Genomic DNA, 18,483 nt, shown 5'->3' on the forward strand with positions numbered 1-18,483 from the left:
GAACTGACTGGTGGCGGCAGCGGCCGGCCCGGGACGGACCGCGATGCCGCCGACCATCGCCGTCAACACGGCCACCAGGGCGACAAGCGTCCGTCGTAACAGGCGAGGATCTCGCGTCGAATCAGGTGCGCGGCCAGCGGGTGGTGTGACCATGATGCCTCCGAGGCGATCGTGAATGTGTTAGCGCTAACACGAACCGCGGACATGAATGGTCGAATCGCGGCGTGGTTGGCGTGCCGCACAGGTGGACCCGGCACCTCACCCTGATGCGGACAACGTGTGTTCTGTGTGTTAAGCGCGTGTTGCAGCCAAGTGTTAGCGATCGCATGTGGAGTGTCAAGGCATCGACGTTTCTCGTTGATGAGGTGGTCGCCCGCCTCGTCGCGGGGCAGCGGATGGCGATCGATCGATGACAGGATCGCTACCTGCTCTGCTTCTGGCCGGAGGGCAGCGCGGGCGGCGACCTGGGTGCCGGCGTTCTCCGTGCCGACGCGGTGCTGCGCCAGAGCAGCGGCAACGCGGCGTACTGGCACGGTTGGGCTCGTGAACTGCCGGCCCCGCTCACGACCCGCTCGTCCTCAGGTGACGGGACCTGGTTCGGCGCCGTCGACGACGAGTGGGCCACGCCGTCCCAGCGCCCACACGATGAGCGCCAGACAGCCCAGGCCCGCTCCCGCGATCGTGACCGCTGACCAGCCGCCCGCCGACCAGAGCGTGCTCGCTGCGGCGGAACCGACGGCGGCGCCGATGAAGTTGCTGGTCGCCAGAGCCGTGTTGAGCCGGCTGCGGGCCTCGTGCGTGAGGGCGAACAACCGTGCACGGTTGAGTAGGGCCTGCGTCTGGAAGGCGACGTCGACCACGACGGCCACGATGATGAGAAGTACGAGGGACCGGCCGCCGAACGCCGCGACGACGAACGCCCCCAGGGCCAGGGCCCAGGCCGCCCCGGTGGCCGGAAGTGACCAGCCGCGGTCGTGCAGGCGACCACCGCGCAGACCGGAGAGGACACCGGCGAGTCCGACCAGCCCGAACATCCCGATCACCGCCGGCGGATAGTGGAACGGTGGACCGCTGAGCAGGAACGTCAGCGCCGTCCAGAAGAGCGAGAAGGCGGCGAAGCCGGTGGCGGCGAGGACCAGCGTCCACCGGAGCGCCCGCTCCCGCCGGACCATCGCGGCGACCGAGAACAGGAGCCGTGGGTACGGGATGCGTGCCCCCGGTGGCAGCGGCGGCGTCGCGCGGTGGACCAGGACCGCGAGCAGGGCGGCGACGACCGCGGCGAGGGCGTAGGTCGCACGCCAACCGGCGGCGCTGGCGACGAGTCCGCTGATCGTGCGGGAGGCCAGGATGCCCGTGAGGGTCCCCGATCCGACGACACCGACGATCCGACCACGGTCGGCGTCACCGGCCAGGTCCCCGGCGAGCGGCGTGAGGATCTGCCCGGCGATCGTCGTGACGCCCAGCACGCCGAGCGCGACCAGGAGCACGCCGATCGACGGCGCCAGCGCGCACAGCAGTAGCGCGGCGGCGGAGGCCAGGAACATCAGCGGGACGAAGCGGCGGCGGTCCAGGACGTCGCCGAGCGGTACGAGCAGCAGGACGCCGACGGCGTACCCGATCTGCGTCGCGGTGACCAGCCAGCCGGCCGTGGACGTCGGCGCGTCCAGGTCGTCGGCGATGGCGCCGAGCAGCGGCTGCGCCCAGTACAGGTTGGCGACGGCCGCACCGGCCGCCAGCGCGAACAGAAACGTCAGCGGGCGGCTCAGGTGCGGGGGCGGTGCCGGGTGGGGCGCGGCCACCCCGCCACGCTAAGGGCGTGTGTCAAAGCCCCTTGCCGGCCGAGGGCCCCTGGTCGATCAGCGGTCCACGCCGTAGTTCGCGCAGCACGCCGTGCCGGCGCGCGGCCCACGCCAGACGCCGCACGCTCGGGTGCCGCACGAACAGAGCCGCCGCCCGGCGGATCATGCCGAACCGGTGGTCGCTGAGCTGGTTCTCCATCGCCTGCCAGATCAGCTCGCGCACATTGGCGCTGTCCAGCGCCGCCCGGACCTCACGCCGTACCCTGGGATCCTCGGCGGCCGAGGCGATGGCGGCGGCGAGGCCCGGTCGGTCGGCGAGCGGTTCCACCGCCGCCGCGACGAGCGGCCGGCGCACCTCGTCGCGTTCCAGCAGGAGCAACACGGCCTCCCGGATCTCGACCGTCTCCAGGCTGGACCGCAGCAGGTCCACCAGGCTGCGGTCGACCGCACCGTCGTGATCCGGCACGGCCAGCGTGCCCAGCAGCACGGACACTTCGTCGAGGTCGATGAGGTGTCGCAGCCCGTCGCGGAACTCCGGCAGCCCCCAGGCCACCTGGACGGCCTTCAGGAGATCGCGGTTCATGCGCCATCCGCTACCCGAAAGCCACTGCGGCCGAAACGTCCGCGACCCCGCGTCCGCCGCCACCCTGCCCGACGCAGGCACTATCGTTCTGGGGTGCGCATCCGCTTCGACGTACCCGCCGATCCCGCCTACCCCGCTCGGGTGGCCGCCACCCTCGCCGGTGTCCGGCTGCGTCGGTTCAGCTACATCGGCGCGGTGCTGGTGGCGGTCGGGGCGGTCGGCCTGGTGCTCTCGCGCGGGCTGGGCTGGGGTGAGCGCGCGTCCCCGCTGTGGCTGACGTTGGTGCTCGCCGGCGTGCTGTCGATGCTCTACCTGCCCTGGGTACGGTCGCGGGCCCGCCGCCGCTCGGGTGACTACGCCGTCGAGGGCGCGTACGAGATCACCGACGACAACATCATGATGCGCAGCGGCGCGGAGTCCGGCGGTATCGCCTGGGACGGGGTCGCCCAGGTGGAGGACAACCCGGATTTCTGGATCGTGTTCGTCGGCCGGATGCCGGCGACCGTGATTCCCCGGTGGTTGATGTCCGCCGAGGACGCCGAGACGTTGCGCGCCTTCATGACCGACCGGGGCCTCCTGGGCCCGCGTCCCTGACGGCTACGGGTCGGTTCTTCGGCTGGGCCAGGAAGCGCAGGTACTCCGCCCGGTCGAACGGGTTGCCGTCGGTGCGGGCCCGGCGCGGCGGCTCGCCGGACACCGGTCGGTCGCCTCCGGGCGTCGACGACCACAGCCCCTCCCCGCTGGACAGGTCGGGCAGACGCCGCTGCGCCTGGAGTTCGAGCCGCGCCGGCAGCACGCCACTGATCCGCCAGCCGGCGGCGACATCGTCGGTGCCGTCGACCCGGGCGCCGAGCCGGCCCAGGTACGACGTGACCGGGCCGAGCCGGTCGGCCGGCACCTCCACCTCGAAGCGGCGGCACGGCTCGAAGACCCGGGTGCCGGCCTCGGCGAGCGCCTGCATGAGGACGTACGGCGCGAGGTCCCGGAAGTGCCCGGCGGTCGTGATCGGCGACCAGTAGCCGCTGTGGGTGAGGGTGATCCGGATGTCGGTGACCGGCCAACCGTGACAGCCCTGGTCGAGGGCGGCGCGGGCGGCGTCCTCGATGGCCGCGTGGAACGACAGCGGCAGCGAGCCCAGCTCGACCTCCCGTCGGTAGTCCACGCCGACGCCGGGCTCGACCCGGAACCCGACCGTCCCGAAGAAGCCGTGTCCGATGATCTCCACTGCGGTGCCCGTGCCGGTCGGCCGCTCGATGTGCATGAGCCGTACCGGCCCGAACTCCGCCTCGACCCCGTACGTCTCGGCCAGCGTGGCGCTCAGCACCTCGCGCTGCACCTCGCCGTAGAGGAGCACGCTCGTGCCGCCCTCGGGAGCCACCCGGGTCCGCAGGAACGGGTCGGTGTCCGCGATGTCCAGCAGCGCGGCGTGCAGCGCCAGCGTCCGGGACCCGTCGCGGGGTCGCACCACCGCCTCCAGGGTCGGCGCGGGGAAGTACGACCGCCCGTCGAGGCCGGCCGGGCTGCCGAGCTGGTCGCCGAGGCGTACCCCGGTCAGGCCGCCGACCCGGGCGATGTGGCCGGCGGTCAGCGCGGCCTGGTCGGTGGCCGCGCCGACCACGTCGAGCCGCGTGATCCGCCCGTGCGTCGCGGTGGTCCCGCCGTCCGGCTCCCGGCGGTACGCGGTGACCCGCTCCCGCGCACGGAACTGCCCGCCGTACGAGCGCAGGTAGGCCACGCGTTCGCCGGAGGGGTCGCGCTCGATGGCGAACACCCGCGCTCGCGGGTCGGGTTCCGCCGGGGGCGCGGGCGGAAGCAGGGCCGCGATGGCGTCCAGCAGCTCCGGCACGCCGGCCCCGGACAACGCCGAGCCGAACAGCAGCGGGTACACCTGCCCCGCCGCGACCTGCGCCCGCAGGGCCTCGTCGATGCGGTCGGCGTCGGGCGGCCGGTCGTCGACGAGGGCGGCCAGTAGTTCGTCGTCGTGTTCGGCGAGAACCTCGGCGACGCTGTGGTCGTACCCCCGATGGCGCGGCCGGTAGGTGGCCTCGGGGGTGCCGGGCGCGCGGACCGTGCCCAGCGGGACGACGGTCGGCGCGAGGAGCCGGCGCGTGTCCGCGACCAGCTCGTCGACGCGGGCGCCGACCCGGTCGATCTTGTTGACGAAGATCAGGGTGGGCAGCCGGAGCGACCGGAGGATGCGCATGATCCGGCGGCTGTGCGGCTGGACGCCCTCGACGGCCGACAGCACCAGCACGGCCGCGTCGAGCACCCCGAGCGCGCGTTCGACCTCGGCCACGAAGTCGCTGTGCCCGGGGGTGTCGAGCAGGTTGACCTGGCGGTCGCGCACGGTGAACGAGGCGACCGCGCTGCGGATGGTGATGCCCCGCCGGCGCTCGATCGCTCCGGTGTCGGTCTGGGTGGTGCCCGCGTCGACGCTGCCGAGCCGGTCGATGACCCCGGTGGCGTGGAGCAGGCGTTCGGTCAGGCTGGTCTTACCGGCGTCGACGTGGGCGACGATGCCAAGGTTGATGGTCTGCACAGGCTGTCTGGTCCTCGAAAGCTCGCGTCCGGATGGGCGGGGTTTCGAGTCCTCGCATCGCCGTGCTCCTGCCTGCTGGTGATGCCGGGCCGTGCGGGCCCGGTCCTTCTCCGGCCACGCTTGCACGGCCGCTGGCGTCGGGCCACCGATTTACGCGCGCTTGATTAGATAGTGGTCTGTCAATACATTGGGGGCGGGCGTCACCGCGTTCCGGGCAACAACCCGAAGCGGTGACTGACAGCTTCACCTCGAGCCGGGCACGTCGGTCGTACGCATCGACCACTCGCTGTGGCGCATCGCCGCGCCGTACCCGGCGTGTCGCCGCGTCCGCCCCGGACGCGCGCTGCCGCGCCGGTCTCCCGCTTGATGGCAGAAGGACTTCCCATGACCATTCTCCGCGCCCGCCCCGCCCCGACCCTCGCGGTCGTCGCCGCGTTGGCCGCCGCCGTGACCGCGACCGGCACGGCCCTGCTCGTCGCGCCAGCCGCAGCCGCCCAGGGCTGCCGGGTCGACTACACGCCCAACCAGTGGCCTGGCGGTTTCACCGCCAGCGTCAAGGTCAGCCCGGGCGACACCGCCGTCTCCGCCTGGACCGTCACCTGGACGTACGCCGGGAACGAGCGCGTCACGAGCGGCTGGAACGCCACGGTCAGCCAGTCCGGATCGACGGTGACCGCCCGCAACATGTCGTACAACGGAAGCATCCCGGCCGGTGGCGTCACCGAGTTCGGCGTGCAGGGCACGTACGGCACCAGCGGTGGAGCGCCGATCGGCTTCAGCCTGAACGGCGTACCGTGCAACGGCGTCGCGCCGACGACGCCTCCGCCGACGACGCCGCCTCCCACCACGCCTCCGCCGACAACGCCGCCTCCCACGACGCCGCCGCCGCCGACGACGCCCCCGCCGACGACGCCGCCTCCCACGACGCCTCCGCCTCCCACGACGCCCCCGCCGACGACGCCGCCGCCGGTCGGCTGTGCCGGAGCGGTGCTCTGCGACGGCTTCGAGAACCAGACCGGTTCGACACCGTCCGGCGACTGGGCCGTCGTGAGCCCGGACTGTTCCGGTGCCGGAACCGCCACCATCGACACGACCACCACGCACAGCGGCAGCCGAGCCGTGCGGATCAACGGGGCGGCCGGGTACTGCAACCACGTCTTCATCAGGTCCACGAAGAACCTCGGCAGCGTGGGCAGCGTCCGCTATGGCCGGATCTGGGTCCGGCACACCACCGCCCAGCCCACCGACCACACCACGATGATGGCGATGACCGACGCCGCCGACGGTAACCGGGACCTGCGGATGGGCGGCCAGAACGGCGCGCTGCAGTGGAACCGCGCCTCCGACGACGCGACCCTGCCGGAGCAGAGCCCGGCCGGGGTGGCACAGAGCGTGCCGTTGCCCACCAACCGGTGGACCTGCCTCGAGTTCATGGTGGACGGCTCGTCCGGTCAGCTCCGCACCTGGCTGGACGGCGCCGCCGTCGCGGGGCTGACCGCGGACGGCGTACCCACGCACGACATCGACGGGCAGTGGTACAACCGCACCTGGCGACCGCAGCTCACCGACCTGAAGCTGGGCTGGGAGAGCTACGGCAACGGGTCCGACACCCTCTGGTACGACGACGTCGCGGTCGGATCCAGCCGGATCGGCTGCTGACCGCCGGAGGTGGGATCGGGGGGGGTGTGGCACGGCCGACGTGCCGCACCCCCGGCCGTCCCCGCGCCCGCCGTCGGTCGCTGCCGGAACGGCCCACCTGGTGGAGGCCGGCCGGCCGGCGCGACGATAGCCTGCTGTCATGGCGAGCGCCGAACTCCAGGAGCTGATCGTCGTGGACGCCGAGGCGCTGCGCGCGTGGTTGTCCGCCAACCACACCACGTCGCCGGGCGTCTGGCTGGCCCTGACCAAGAAGGGCGGCACGGTCACGACGCTGACCTGGCAGCAGGCGGTCGACGAGGCGCTCTGTTACGGCTGGATCGACGGGCAGGCCCGCAAGCGGGACGAGGAGTCCTCCTGGATCCGGTACACCCCCCGCCGTCCGCGCAGTATCTGGTCACAACGCAACGTCGCCCACGTGGCGCGGCTGGAGACGCAGGGGCGGATGACACCCGCCGGCCGGGTCGCGGTGGAAGCCGCCAAGGCCGACGGGCGGTGGGCGGCCGCGTACGCCCCGCCGTCGGAAGCCGAGGTGCCGGCCGACCTGCTCGCCGCCATCGCCGCCGATCCCGCCGCCCAGGCCATGTTCGACGTGCTCACCAAGACCAACCGGTTCTCTCTCATCCACCGCGTCAACGCGGTCAAGCGGGCCGAGACCCGCGAGCGGAAGATCGCCGAGTTCGTCGCCATGCTGGCCCGCCACGAGACCCCGTACCCGCAGAAGGCCAGGCCGTCGAGCCCTCCGTCGTCGTGATCCGGGGCAGCGTCAAGTAGCCGTCCACTGGGTCCGGTCATCCTTGCCGGACCCAGTCACCCCGAACGAAGGACAGAGGAACCCGGTGTCCAGCCTCGCCCTGGTCGTAGCGGTCGGTGTCGCGATCCTGGTCGGTACGGGCGCGGCCCGTCGGCTCCGGATCGCTCCGCCGGTGCTGCTGCTGATCACCGGTGTCCTCCTCGGCTTCGCCCCCGCCCTGCGCGGGGTGCATCTGCCGCCCGAGGCCGTCCTGTTGGTGTTCCTTCCGGTGCTGCTCTACTGGGAGGCGTTCTCCTCCTCGCTGCGCGAGATGCGCCGGAACCTGCGGATCATCGTGCTGCTGAGCGCCCTGCTCGTGGTGGCGACGGCGGCCGGTGTGGCGGTCGCCGCGCACGCGCTCGGGCTCGGCTGGGGAGCGGCCTGGGTGCTGGGCGCCGCGGTCGCGCCGACCGACGCGACGGCGGTCGGCGTCCTGGGCCGGATGCTGCCCCGACGTATCGCGACCACGTTGCGCGCGGAGAGCCTGGTCAACGACGGTACGGCGCTGGTGATCTACACGCTCGCGGTCGGGATCACCCTGGGCGAGGAGCACCTGGGCGTCGGTCGGGTTGCCGGGTTATTCGCCTTCTCGTACCTCGGTGGCATCGCGTCCGGCGCGGTCGTGACGTTCCTCGTCCTGCAGATCCGCCGCCGGATGACCGACCCCTTCCAGCACAATCTGCTCGCGCTGCTGACGCCCCTGACCGCCTATCTGATCGCCGAGGCGGCCGAGGTGTCCGGTGTCCTCGCGGCCGTGGTCAGCGGACTGTGGGTGGGCCGCGCCTCACCGCGCCTCTTCCCTGGTAAGGCCCGCCGGCACGTCCACACCGTCATGGAGTTCGTGACCATGCTGGCGAACGCCGCGCTGTTCGTCCTGGTGGGGCTGGAGGCGCAGTCGGCGGTGCGCGGACTGGACCACACCGGTCTGGCGCACGGCATGCTGGTCGCGCTCGTGGTCTGCGCGGTCATCGTCGCGGTGCGGTTCGGCTGGCTCTTCACCAGCCCGTACGTGATCCGGGCGATCGACCGCCGACCGCAGCAGCGTGAACGCCGGCTGAGCGGGCGACCCCGCGCGCTCATGTCGGCGGCCGGGTTCCGGGGCGCGGTGTCGATGGCGGCGGCGCTGGCCGTACCGCACACGCTTCCCTCCGGAGCGGAATTCCCGGACCGGGACCTCATCGTCTTCGTCCCGGCTGTGGTGATCGCCGTGACCCTGCTCGTGCAGGCGCCGCTGATGCCCCGGGTGACGCGCTGGGCCGGACTGGGCGCCGACTCCGAGGCCGAGCGGGAACGCCGGCAGGCCGAGATCACGTCCCTGGACCGGGCGTTGGAGTCCCTGCCCACGATGGCCGCCGAGCTGGGTACGAGCGACGGCGTGCACGAGCAGTTGCGCACGGAGTACGACCGCCGGCTGCGGGTCCTGCGCGACGGTGACGCCGCCGCCGGCCCGGACGAGGCCGCGGCCGACTACGAGAAGCAGTACGCCGACCTGCACCTCGCGGTCATCGACCACCGCCACGAGACCGTCGTGCGTATGCGCGACGCGGGCGAGATCGACGACGAGGTGCTTCGCCGGGTCCAGGACGGACTCGACCTCGAACAGGTCCACATGACGCAGCGCCGGGACAACGACAACCGCTAGGCACCGTCCACGCGGGCGGCGATGTCCCGCAGGGCGGCGATGTGGCCGCTCAGGGCCGCGCGCCCGGCCACGGAGAGATTGATCCACGTCCGGGGTCGCTTGCCCACGTAGCCCTTGCGCACCTCGACGTAGCCGCCGTCGCTCAGATTCGAGATCCGCTTGGAGAGGGCCGAATCGCTCAGGTCCATGGCGTCGCGGACGAATGCGAACTCGGCCCACTCGGTCCCCGCCAGCAGCGCCAGGATGGCCAGCCGGGTGGGATCGAGCAGGACCGGGTCCAGCTTCGGGTCGGCCGCCACGGTCAGGCCGGGCGGGTGAGGACGCGGCGCTGCCACCACGGCCCGGCGGCGGCCAACAGGACACCGCCGACCAGGCCGAACCACGCCCAGAGGTGCGGGACGTCCAGGGCGGTGGCGAGGGCCGCGCCACCGATCAGGAGGGCCAGCACCAGTGCCGACCACAGCAGGCTCGACGTGTCGGGGGTGGCACGGGGACGCACCGGCCGCCGTAGCAGCGCCGCTCCCCATCGGGTGTTGGCCGCCATCGAGGCGAGCAGCAGCAGGATGACGATGGTGGTGCCGTAGGTGCGCACGAAGTCCGGATACCGGTCGGCCACGATCCCGTACGCCATGACGAGGATTCCGGCCGCGAGCCAGGTCCACCGGGACCGGCTGGCGGCCGCCGCCGTCTGGTCCCGGCGCCGGTCGACGTCCTCGAGGGCCCGCCGTGCCTCTTCTGGTGTCGGGGTGGTGCCCATCGCACAACTCCTTGAGCTAGGGAAAGTACTTGCTCGTACGGAAAGTTAACACTCACTTTCCGTACGAGCAAGTTGTTGCCGGATCGGACATCGCGCTGCCGCGCGGACCGGCGTGCGACCCGGCCGGCAGCGCCCTGGGACTCACTCCGGGAGCTGGTAGAGGCGGTAGCGGGTGACGGTGTCGAAGCCGATCTGCCGGTACACCGGCTCGCCCTCGCTGCTCGCCTGAAGGGTGGCGATCCGCAGCCCGGCCGCGCGGGTGATGCGCAGCGCCTCGCGGGTGAGGGCGGTCGCGATGCCCTTGCGGCGGTGGTCGGGCTGGGTGGCGATGCAGTACAGAGCGCCGACGTCGGTACCGAGCGACAGGGTGCACGTGCCCACCGTGCGGCCGTCCACGATGCCGGCGAGGCGGACCACGTCCGGGTAGGCGAAGGACAGTTCCCGGTCGACGACGAGCCCGAGGTCGCCGGGGACGCCCAGCGGTCCGGCGTACGCCTCGACGTACTCGCGCATCTCGGCCCGCGTGGCGGCGACCTGGATCCGCAGGTCGCCGGGTGCCTCGACCTCGGGCAGCGTGGTCACGTCCACCGCCATGACGGGCATGTCGGAGATCTGCGTCGCGCCGCGCGCGAGCAGGCCCTCGGCGGTGCCGTCGTCGCTGTCCGCACCCACCCACCAGCCCCAGACCGAGCCGGTCAGGTGCTTCCTCGCCTCCGTGATCGCGTCGTCGAGCTGGCGCCCGCGCACACGCAGTACACCGTTGAGCAGCGGGTGCGGGACGTCGGTGCGATAGGTCGGCAGGTCGGTGTCGGGCTGGGCGCCGGCCCAACCGCACCAGTACGTGCGGTTCGCGGCGAGCTGAGGTTCCAGGTCGTGGATGGAGTACGTGGTCATACCCTCAGGACAAGGTTCGGCGGGGGAAAGTTCGATTCCGCGGTGCACTCTCTAGAACCGGGGCGGCCGTGGGGTGTGCAGAAGGCGCACCTCGCGCACCAGGCCCTCTTTCTCCCTCAGCAACCAGGTCCCCCCGGGCGGGCAGTGGTACGGATCCTCCGGCGGGTTGATGAAGGCGTTCTCCCAGATCGTGACGCCGGACCCGGCGAGCACTCCGGTGATCCTGGCACCGACGCCGGACTCGTAGTCCTGCCGCATGACGGCGAAGACCGGTTCCCGACCGATCGTCCGGATGCCGCTCGGCCACCAGAAGGTCATGTCCTCGGCCCAGCGGGCGGCCACCTTGTTCAGCCGGGCGCCGTCCGGCACCGCCGACAGGATGGTCGCCGCCTCCTGCTGTCGTTCGGCGCGCAGCGCCACGGTCCCGCCGTGCCGCTCGTCGTGCACCCGGGGGAGGACTTCGGCCAACTGCCGGCGTGCCTCGCTCAGGCGACTACGGACAGTGCCGACCGGCGTACCGCAGAGGTCGGCGATCTGCTCGTACGAGTTGTTACTGGTGAAGTACCGCAGCAACGCCACCGTCTGCGCGGCCGGCGACAACTGCTGGATCGCGTGCCAGACCCAGTCCCGCATGGCGCTGCGTTCGATGCGGGCGACCGGGTCGTCCAGCTCCGAGGCGAGCAGATTCTCGCCGGCCACCCCGACCGGAACGGGGACGCGGGCGCGGAGCATCGTCCGGCAGTTGTTGCGCACGATGGCGTGTAGCCAGGACCGCGCGGCGCCGGGGTCGCGCAGCTCACCGATGCGGCTGAACGCCGTGATCGCCGCATCCTGGCAGGCGTCCTCGGCGTCGGGCCGGGAGCCCAACAGACGGCGTGCCACCGCGAGCATGCCGGCATAGTGGCGGTCGAGAAGCAGCGCGAAGCTGGCCGGATCGCCCTGCTGGGCGCTCCGGACCTGCTCGGCCGTGTCGTCGGCCGACACGTCCGTCGAGGTCGGGAGAAGCATCCGGGAACGCTAGCTCGCCGGTGGGAAAAATCCATCGAGAGGATCGAACTTTCGTCGCGCCGGCGACGTCTGCTGAACATGGGTTACGAGACAGGACCGCGTTTCGGCAGGGACGAACCGGTCGGTGCGTGCCGCCTTCGACCCCGGTGTCGGCTTCCCCGCGCCCGGGATTGTCGGATCCTGCGGCGAACTGTCCGATCCAGTCATCGTGAAGTAGACCTTCACTCGGTGGACGCAGCGTGATCAACGTGACGGACGATGTCGGCTCCGGTCGGACAGAGGAATCGGCGTCGCAGGGGGAACCGCGCCTGCAGATCATGGGCCCGCTGCGGGTCTGGCGCGGTGCGGCCGAACTCGACGCGGGCCCGCGCCAGCAACGCCGCCTCCTGGCGGTCCTGTTGGCCCGGCAGGGACGTCCGACCACCACCAGCGATCTGTTGGATCTCGTCTGGGGTCCCGATTCCCCGGCCAGCGCCGTGAACGTGATCCACAAGTACGTCGCGGCGCTGCGCCGCCTACTCGAACCCGACCTGCCCGCGCGGGCCGTCGGCTCGTACCTGTTGCGGCACGGCAACGGGTACCTCTTCGTGGCCGGGCCGGAGACGCTCGACCTCGTCGCGTTCCGTCGCGACGTCTCGGCGGCGAAGTCCAGCCTGGCGCAGGACCGTCCGGACGAGGCGTTGGAGCACTATCTCGACGCGCTGGGACGCTGCCACGGTTCGTCCGGTGACGGACTTCTGGACAGCGCCGCCGCCGCGGCGGTCTGCGCGGGCATCGACGGCGAGTTCTTCGACGCCGCGATCGCCGCCGCCGCTGTGGCCGTACGGCTGCGTCAGCCCGCCCGGGTCCTGACGCCGCTGCGGCTCGCGGCGACGATGGGTGAACTCAACGAACCGGTCCACGCGAGCCTCGTGACGACCCTCGCCGCAGCGGGGCAGCAGGCGGAGGCGTTGGCCGTGTACGGCGACATCCGGACGCGCCTCGACGAGGAGTTGGGCATCGACCCCGGCTACCACCTCCAGGATGCCCATCGACGGGCCCTCACCCAGACGGCGCTGACGCCCGCCGAGGAAGCGGACCCCGTGGTGGCCCGGGCGGCACCGCTGGTCCGCCCGGCCCAGCTTCCGCCGGACCCGTCCTTCTTCGTGGGTCGCGAATCCGAACTGCTGATCCTGGGCGACCTGACCACGGGGATGCGGGCCGCCGGGCGGACCAGTCCACTGGTGATCGCGATGGACGGCATGGGTGGAGTGGGCACCTCGACGCTCGCCACGCACTTCGCCCACCGGGTGGCCGACGAGTTCGCCGACGGGCAGCTCTACCTCGACCTGCGGGGGCACCTCTGCGCGGGCGAGCGCCTGTCGGCCGACGACTCCGTACGCTCGCTGCTGCACATGGTGGGCGTGCCCGCCTCCGACGTGCCCGACACGTTCGACGCGCGGATCGGCACGTATCGAAGCATGACGGCCGGTAAGCAGATGCTCTTCCTGCTGGACAACGCCCACGACGCCGCCCAGGTGCGCCCGCTGCTGCCGAACTCGGCACGGAGTCTCGTGATCGTCACGAGCCGGCGGGCCCTCGTCGGCCTCGCGGCCTTCGACGGCGCGCACCTGCTCCGGGTCGACCCACCCGATCTGCCGACGGCCCGTCGACTGCTCGAACGTCGTCTCGCCGGCCTGCCAAGCCGGACGACCGACGACGGGGAGTGGGCCGGCACGGCCGACGAGATCATCGAGCTGTGTGGTCGGCTCCCGCTGGCGCTGGCCATCCTGGCGGCCCGGATCGCCGCTCGTCCGGGCCTGTCGCTCGCCACCATCGCCGCCGAGCTGCGCGACAGCGCCCACCGGCTCGAGGCGTTCGCGGCCAGCCGCGGGCTGGTCGATCCTCGGACGGCTTTCTCGTGGTCCTATCGGCAGCTCAGTCCGGAGGCCGCCCGGCTGTTCCGACTGCTGTCGGCCGCCCCGCTGCCCGGTGTCACGGCCGAGGCCTGCGTGAGCCTCGCCGACCGCGATCCGGACACCACGCGTGCCCTGCTCGCCGAGCTGATCGACGCGGCGCTGGTGAGCGAGCACGAGGACGGCAGACTCACGTCGCACGTGCTGGTCAAGGCGTACGCCGAGGAGCTGTTGGAGGCCGAGGAGCCGGCGGCGGAACGACAGGCGGCGCTCAGCCGCCTGCTGCAGCACTACCTGCACAGCAGCTACCAGGCGCAGCTCGCGCTGCACCCGAACCGTTCGCCGATCGAGCCGGCGCCGCCGCTGCCCGGTGTCGTCGTCGAGCGGCCGGGCACGCACGACGAGGCGATCGCCTGGTTCGACCGCCAGCGGGAGGTGCTCACGGAGGTGGTCCGCCTCGCCGCCGACGTCGGGTACGGCATCGTGCCGTGGCAGCTCGCCATCTCGATGCAGCAGTACCTGCAGTGGGCCGGACGCTTCCAGGACTGGGAGGACGTCATGCGCAGCGCGCTACGTGCCGCGCGAGCACGCCACGACGTCGTGGGGGAGGCGCACGTCCTGCGCAGCCTGGCGGGTGCCCGGTACTTTCTCGGAGCCCACGAGGAGGCGCTCGGCCTGCTCGGCGAGGCCGCACCGACCTACCAGGACCGGGGCATGCGTCTGGAACAGGCGTTGGTGCACAACAACTGCCACCAGGTGCTCAGCGTGTTGGGCCGACACGACCCTGCGCTCGCGCACAGCACGGAGGCGCTGGCGCTCTTCCGCCTGCTCGGCCACCGGCAGGGCGAGATCTGCAGCCTGCTGCGGATGGGACGGTCGTTGACCGCCCTGGGGCAGGTCGGTGAGTCGATCCAGGTGCTCCGGGAGGCGCTCGACCTCAACGAGCGGGCGGGGCGTGCGCACGAGGAGAGCGCGATTCGTGCCGCCGTCGCGGACAACCTGGTCGAGACCGGCCGTGTCGCGGAGGCGGTGACGGAGCTGGAACTCGCGGCGAGCACGGCGCGGCGCGTGGGGAACCGGCCGTCGCAGTTCGCCGCGCTGCGGCAGATGGCCGACGTTCTCATCGCCGTCGGTGACCTGCCCGGTTCCCGCCGCGCGTTCGAACAGGCCCGCACGCTGCTGCGGGAGTTTCCCGACGGTGGTACCGACGGCATGCGTGCCTCGGTCACCCGACTGGCCCAGAAACTGGCGTGACCGGTCGGTTTGTCGTGGCCCGCCCGGGGAAGCCGGATCGCGTTCCGGGCACGAGGTGTCCCGTTGTCGAGGGCTGGCGCCACTGCGGCGACCAGCGCGGTTGGGAGTACGCGTGAAGGCCGTCGTTTACCACGGTATCGGTGACATTCGGGTCGACGACGTGCCCGAGCCCCGCATTGAACAACCCACGGACGCGATCGTCCGGGTCACCACGGCGGCGATCTGCGGCACCGACCTGCACTTCGTCCGTGGCACCATGCCCGGGATGAAGCCGGGCAAGGTGCTCGGCCACGAGGGCGTCGGGGTGGTCGAGGAGGTCGGCTCGCAGATCCACAACTTCCGGCCGGGTGACCGGGTGGTGATCTCGGCGGTGCTGGGCTGCGGGTCCTGCTGGTACTGCCGCCGGGGCCTCTTCGCGCAGTGCGACAACGCCAACCCGCTCGGACCGCGGACCGGTACGGCATCGCCCGGCTCACCCGAGATGCAGGGTCCGTTCAACGGCTTACAGGCCGAGTACGCGCGCGTGCCCTTCGCGCACACCAACCTGATCTCCCTTGCCGAGAACGTCACCGAGTCGCAGGCCATCACGCTGTCCGACATCTACCCGACCGGCTACTTCGGAGCGGTCCTCGCCGATGCCGACGACGGCAAGGTCGTGACGGTCTGGGGTTGCGGTCCGGTGGGGCAGTTCGCCATCCTCTCGGCGTACCAGCGTGGCGCGTCCCGGGTGATCGCGATCGACGGGCACGCCGACCGGCTGGAGCATGCCCGTGGCCGTGGCGCCGAGGTGATCAACTTCAACGAGGTCGACCCGGTCGACGCCATCATGGAGTTGACGAACGGTATCGGGGCCGACTGCGCGATCGACGCCGTCGGAGTGGACAGTGAGAGCGCCAAGTCGGGGCCCGCGGCGGGCAGGGACGCCGAGCGCAACGCCGAGGAGCAGCGCGCGCTGTCGCCGAACCTCGACAGTCAGGGCCAGGATGGGCACTGGAAGCCGGGTGACGCGCCGAGCCAGGCGCAGACCTGGGCGGTCGACAGCCTCGCCAAGGTCGGCACGCTGGGCATCGTGGGCGTCTATCCGCCCGGCGACCGGTACTTCCCGATCGGTATGGCCATGGGTCGCAACCTGACCATCCGCGCCGGCAACGGCAACCATCCCCGGTACATCCCCAAGCTGGCGGCCATGGTCGCCTCCGGTCAGGTCCGTCCGGAGGATGTCGTGACCGAGCACGAACCGCTGACCGACGCGGTTGGCGCGTACCGGGAGTTCGACCTGCGCAGCCCCGGCTGGCTGAAGGTGGCCCTGCGCGCCACCTGAGTCCTCGGTGTCGACGGCGGCAACACCCGGCCCTGAACCGATTCCGGACCTGTTCCGTGTGAGGGGCGAACGGTTTCCGGACCTCCTGGAAGCCGGGTGACCGCTGGAGATTTCCGATGATGCGCAACCACGTGACACCCCTCATCGCCGCGCTGGCCGTCGGCGCGGTGACGCTCACGGCGTGCGGCCCGAGCCAGGTGCCACCCGGCCCGGCGCGGGCCGCCGACCTGAGCGGCAGCCCGGCGGCATCACCACCGGGCGTCGCCGACCTCGCCCTCACGTCCGGCACCGCGAAGTCCAACAACGCGGCGGAGGGCACCGGTGACTGGGCGGTACCCAACGGCGGGGTGGCGACCGGGGCCGCCCGCGAGTCGGCGCAGCGCTGGGTGCAGATGACCCTGGGCCGGGCGGGCAAGCTCGACCCCGTCGTCGTCAACGGCGCGGGGCTGACCCTGTATCGGTTCGACAAGGACAGCAACAACCCGCCGAGGTCGAACTGCGACGGCGACTGCGCCGTCACCTGGCCACCGGTCACGGTGACGCCGGGCGGCAAGATCTTCGTCGCGGGGGTCAAGGCCGAGGCCGTCGGAACGGTCCGGCGCTCGGACGGCAGCCGGCAGGTCACCATCGGCGGCTGGCCGGTCTACCGCTTCGCCAAGGACACCAAGCCCGGCGACACCAAGGGGCAGGGGGTCGGGGGAACCTGGTTCGGCGTGACCCCGACCGGCGGCAAGGCCGGCGCGTCCGGTGGCGAGCAGCCCGCCGCGGAGTCGCCGGCCCCACCGGCCACCAGCGCCGTCTTCTTCGACGACACCAACTTCGGCGACGGCGCGGGCTCACAGGGGGTCGCCGGCACCGGTTGCCGGAACCTGAGCCGCCCGGGTGTCTCCTCCTCGGTGGCGGCGCCCGGGTCGCTCAAGCTCTGGGCGGGCCCGGACTGCACCGGCCGCTCGAAGGTGATCAACGGGGACGTCGCGGATCTGGCGACCGTCGACTTCGACAACGCCGTCGTCTCGGTGCGCCTGGGCTGATCCCGGCGGTACGGCTCGCGCCGGCCCGGCCACTGGCCGGGCCGGCGCGTTGCTGTCTGTCGCCCTAGAGCGTGGCGCTGACGTACACCGTGCCGTCGGTCGTCTCGACCCGGACACTGCCGATCTGGGCCTCGTCGATCAGGGCACTGCCGTCCAGGGTGACGCCCTCGGCGGCCCCGCGCTCCGACACCAGCCAACTGCCCGCCAGCACCGTGCTGCCGTCCTTGCCGACGACCAGCAGGCGACAACGCTGGCCCTGCGGGATGCCGGACACCGTGGCGTTGAGGCGTACCCAGCCGGGGGACGGCTGGACGGCGACGGCGAGGCGAGCGCCGGTGCGCGGATCGGCCGCGCTGGCGGAGCGGACCGCCCGGTCCGATGGCACGCTCGGGCTCGGCGGCGGCGCGGTCGCGTCCGTCGTCGTGTCGCCCCGGGGTACGAGGAAGGCGCCGCCGAGGACGGCCGAGGCGACGACCGCCGCGGCGACCCCGGTCACGGCTTGACGGCGGCGGCGCTCGTCGCCGGCCTCGCCGCGGATCTGCCGCAGGGTGCGCTGCAACAGCAGGTCGCCGTCCTCCGGCGGGCCGTCGAGCAGCATCACATCGGGTACGTTCTCGAGCGCGTCCGCCCACGTCCGCAGCGATTCGACCTCGGCCCGGCACTGGGCACAACTCGCCAGGTGCTCCTCGGCTCGGCGGGCCGACTCCTCGTCGAGTGCGCCCAGCAGATAACCGCCGACGTCGAAGTGGTCGGCGCGGGGCGATGAGCTGTCGGATGTCATGAGGCAGGCCGTTCCACCCCGGCGCGACGCTCGGCGAGATCGCGGAGGGCTCGGAGTGCGTAGTAGGAGCGAGACTTCACGGTGCCCGGCGGGATCCCGAGGACCTGGGCGGCTTCCGCGACTGTACTCCCGCGCAGGTAGACCTGCTCGAGCACCTGTCGGTGTTCGATCGAGAGGCGATTGAGGGCGTCCGTCACGACGATCGAGTTGACCACCTGGTCGGCGTGGTCACGCTCGACCGCGGACTCCGTCGGGCCCTCCGGCACCTCGGGTGGCCGCGCGTTCCGGGCGCGGACGGTGTCGGTCACGATGTTGCGGACGACCGTCAACAGCCAACCCCGTACCGAGCCCTTGCCGTTGACCAGGCTGTCGGGGTGACGCCACGCGCGTACCAGCGCTTCCTGGACGACGTCCTCCGCGGCCGCGCGGTCGCGGGTCAACTGTGTCGCGTAAGCGAGCATCGCGCGTCCGTGCTCCTCGAATATGGACCGGACCAGTGCCTCGCCTGCCACTTCGCGCCGACGAACAGG

16 protein-coding genes are annotated in these 18,483 nt (G+C 72.1%); 7 read left to right on the forward strand and 9 right to left on the reverse strand.

Annotated features, from left to right (window positions below; genetic code table 11):
- Nucleotides 1–578 precede the first annotated feature (578 nt).
- Nucleotides 579–1,799, reverse strand: a complete 1,221-nt coding sequence (locus ACLQ25_RS28615; RefSeq protein ID WP_425733865.1) for an MFS transporter — start codon at nucleotides 1,797–1,799, stop codon at nucleotides 579–581.
- Nucleotides 1,800–1,821: 22 nt separating this feature from the next.
- A complete protein-coding gene (locus ACLQ25_RS28620) occupies nucleotides 1,822–2,382 on the reverse strand; it encodes a hypothetical protein (RefSeq protein WP_425733866.1) in 561 nt (186 codons plus the stop codon).
- Between the two features lie 93 nt (nucleotides 2,383–2,475).
- On the opposite strand from ACLQ25_RS28620, the gene ACLQ25_RS28625 reads away from it, so the two are divergent.
- The gene (locus tag ACLQ25_RS28625; protein WP_425733867.1) at nucleotides 2,476–2,976 is read left to right on the forward strand and encodes a YcxB family protein; all 501 of its coding nucleotides are present in this window, start codon (nucleotides 2,476–2,478) and stop codon (nucleotides 2,974–2,976) included.
- On the opposite strand, the gene ACLQ25_RS28630 is transcribed toward ACLQ25_RS28625, so the two are convergent.
- Complete coding sequence (locus tag ACLQ25_RS28630) at nucleotides 2,939–4,921, reverse strand: GTP-binding protein (protein WP_425733868.1); 1,983 nt, start codon at nucleotides 4,919–4,921, stop codon at nucleotides 2,939–2,941. The two genes, ACLQ25_RS28625 and ACLQ25_RS28630, sit on opposite strands and share 38 nt — an antisense overlap.
- A 384-nt stretch (nucleotides 4,922–5,305) precedes the next feature.
- On the opposite strand from ACLQ25_RS28630, the gene ACLQ25_RS28635 reads away from it, so the two are divergent.
- The 3 genes from ACLQ25_RS28635 (at nucleotide 5,306) to ACLQ25_RS28645 (ending at nucleotide 9,012) form a co-directional block, all read left to right on the forward strand.
- A complete protein-coding gene (locus ACLQ25_RS28635) occupies nucleotides 5,306–6,580 on the forward strand; it encodes a cellulose-binding domain-containing protein (RefSeq protein WP_425733869.1) in 1,275 nt (424 codons plus the stop codon).
- A gap of 139 nt (nucleotides 6,581–6,719) precedes the next feature.
- Complete coding sequence (locus ACLQ25_RS28640; RefSeq protein WP_425733870.1) at nucleotides 6,720–7,331, forward strand: YdeI/OmpD-associated family protein; 612 nt, start codon at nucleotides 6,720–6,722, stop codon at nucleotides 7,329–7,331.
- An 85-nt stretch (nucleotides 7,332–7,416) separates the two neighbouring features.
- Nucleotides 7,417–9,012: a Na+/H+ antiporter gene (locus ACLQ25_RS28645; protein ID WP_425733871.1), complete on the forward strand. Its 1,596-nt coding sequence runs from the start codon at nucleotides 7,417–7,419 to the stop codon at nucleotides 9,010–9,012.
- On the opposite strand, the gene ACLQ25_RS28650 is transcribed toward ACLQ25_RS28645, so the two are convergent.
- The 4 genes from ACLQ25_RS28650 to ACLQ25_RS28665 form a co-directional block, all read right to left on the reverse strand.
- Nucleotides 9,009–9,311, reverse strand: a complete 303-nt coding sequence (locus ACLQ25_RS28650; protein ID WP_425733872.1) for a winged helix-turn-helix domain-containing protein — start codon at nucleotides 9,309–9,311, stop codon at nucleotides 9,009–9,011. The genes ACLQ25_RS28645 and ACLQ25_RS28650 overlap by 4 nt on opposite strands.
- 2 nt (nucleotides 9,312–9,313) lie before the next feature.
- On the reverse strand, nucleotides 9,314–9,769 hold the full coding sequence (locus tag ACLQ25_RS28655) for a hypothetical protein (RefSeq protein ID WP_425733873.1): 456 nt from the start codon (nucleotides 9,767–9,769) through the stop codon (nucleotides 9,314–9,316).
- Nucleotides 9,770–9,910: 141 nt separating this feature from the next.
- Entirely contained in the window at nucleotides 9,911–10,663 is a 753-nt protein-coding gene (locus ACLQ25_RS28660; protein ID WP_425733874.1) for a GNAT family N-acetyltransferase, read from the reverse strand.
- A 51-nt stretch (nucleotides 10,664–10,714) separates the two neighbouring features.
- Nucleotides 10,715–11,671 carry an RNA polymerase sigma factor gene (locus ACLQ25_RS28665; RefSeq protein ID WP_425733875.1) on the reverse strand — a complete coding sequence of 319 codons (957 nt, stop codon included), beginning with the start codon at nucleotides 11,669–11,671 and terminating at the stop codon, nucleotides 10,715–10,717.
- A gap of 248 nt (nucleotides 11,672–11,919) precedes the next feature.
- Between ACLQ25_RS28665 and ACLQ25_RS28670 the strand changes: the two genes are divergently transcribed.
- The 3 genes from ACLQ25_RS28670 (at nucleotide 11,920) to ACLQ25_RS28680 (ending at nucleotide 17,172) form a co-directional block, all read left to right on the forward strand.
- Nucleotides 11,920–14,820, forward strand: a complete 2,901-nt coding sequence (locus ACLQ25_RS28670) for a BTAD domain-containing putative transcriptional regulator (protein ID WP_425733876.1) — start codon at nucleotides 11,920–11,922, stop codon at nucleotides 14,818–14,820.
- 112 nt (nucleotides 14,821–14,932) lie between these two features.
- Nucleotides 14,933–16,141 (forward strand): alcohol dehydrogenase catalytic domain-containing protein, encoded by a 1,209-nt coding sequence (locus ACLQ25_RS28675; RefSeq protein ID WP_425733877.1) that lies wholly within the window; start codon nucleotides 14,933–14,935, stop codon nucleotides 16,139–16,141.
- Nucleotides 16,142–16,257: 116 nt separating this feature from the next.
- The gene (locus ACLQ25_RS28680; RefSeq protein WP_425733878.1) at nucleotides 16,258–17,172 is read left to right on the forward strand and encodes a hypothetical protein; all 915 of its coding nucleotides are present in this window, start codon (nucleotides 16,258–16,260) and stop codon (nucleotides 17,170–17,172) included.
- A gap of 64 nt (nucleotides 17,173–17,236) precedes the next feature.
- Here the strand turns inward: ACLQ25_RS28680 and ACLQ25_RS28685 are convergent, their stop codons facing one another.
- Entirely contained in the window at nucleotides 17,237–17,953 is a 717-nt protein-coding gene (locus ACLQ25_RS28685) for a zf-HC2 domain-containing protein (RefSeq protein ID WP_425733879.1), read from the reverse strand.
- Nucleotides 17,950–18,450 carry a sigma-70 family RNA polymerase sigma factor gene (locus tag ACLQ25_RS28690; protein WP_425733890.1) on the reverse strand — a complete coding sequence of 167 codons (501 nt, stop codon included), beginning with the start codon at nucleotides 18,448–18,450 and terminating at the stop codon, nucleotides 17,950–17,952. Before ACLQ25_RS28690 ends, ACLQ25_RS28685 begins: the two co-directional genes overlap by 4 nt.
- Between the last annotated feature and the right edge of the window lie 33 nt (nucleotides 18,451–18,483).

The sequence above is a fragment of the Micromonospora sp. DT44 genome, assembly GCF_049841635.1.
Taxonomy (GTDB): domain Bacteria; phylum Actinomycetota; class Actinomycetes; order Mycobacteriales; family Micromonosporaceae; genus Micromonospora.